General features: G+C 67.6%; 1 protein-coding gene. It reads right to left on the bottom strand.

Annotation, left to right across the window (positions count from 1 at the left end; translation table 11 throughout):
- Positions 1–901, bottom strand: a 901-nt coding sequence (locus tag DMB66_RS60280) for an IPT/TIG domain-containing protein (RefSeq protein WP_199753328.1), incomplete at both ends; no start/stop codon positions are given.

Genomic DNA, 901 nt, shown 5'->3' with positions numbered 1-901 from the left:
ATCTGGGTGCAGGCGTTCTCGTCGATGGTGATCGAGCCGAGGTTGGTGTCGTCGAGGTGGGTGCCGGTGATGGTCAGCGTGTTGGTGCCGTCCAGGGGTCCGGCGACCGGATCGACGGTGCTGATGGTCGGTGTGGCGATGTAGGTGTAGGTGTAGGGGCTGCTCGGGCCGCCCGGGGTGGTGATGATCACGTTCTGGTCGCCGGCGGTGCCGGCGGGGATGGTGCAGGTGGCGCTGGTGGCGCTGACGTCGGTCAGCCCGGTGCAGGCGTTCCCGCCGATCGTGATGCCGGTGGCGTCGGTGAGGTTGGAACCGGTCACGATCAGGGTCCCGGTGCCGATAGCGGGGCCGCTGGTGGCGTTCAGGGAGCTGATGGAGGGCACATCGGCGTAGGTGTAGAGGCCGGTTTCGGTTTCGCTGCCGCCCGGTGTGGTGACCGTGACGTTCTGCGCGCCGACCGAACCGATGCCGGCGGTGCACACGATCACGGTGCCGCTGTTGCTGACGATCGGGCAGTCGACCCCGCCGATGGTGACAGCGGTCGCACCGATCAGCACGGTGCCGTTGACACTGACGTCGTTGCCACCGGCGGCCGGACCGGCGACCGGGGTGATCGACACGACATCAGGCGCGGCCGTGTAGGTGTAGGCGCTGGTTTTGGTGACGGTGCCGCCGGGGTTGGTCAGCACGATGTTCTTGGCGCCGACGGTGCCGGAAGGCGCGGTGCAGGTGACTTCGGTGGGGCTGTTGACGGTGATCTGGGTGCAGGCGTTCTCGTCGATGGTGATCGAGCCGAGGTTGGTGTCGTCGAGGTGGGTGCCGGTGATGGTCAGCGTGTTGGTGCCGTCCAGGGGTCCGGCGACCGGATCGACGGTGCTGATGGTCGGTGTGGCGATGTAGG

The sequence above is a fragment of the Actinoplanes sp. ATCC 53533 genome (genome assembly GCF_003947245.1).
This window is presented reverse-complemented; position numbering and strand designations above follow the sequence as displayed.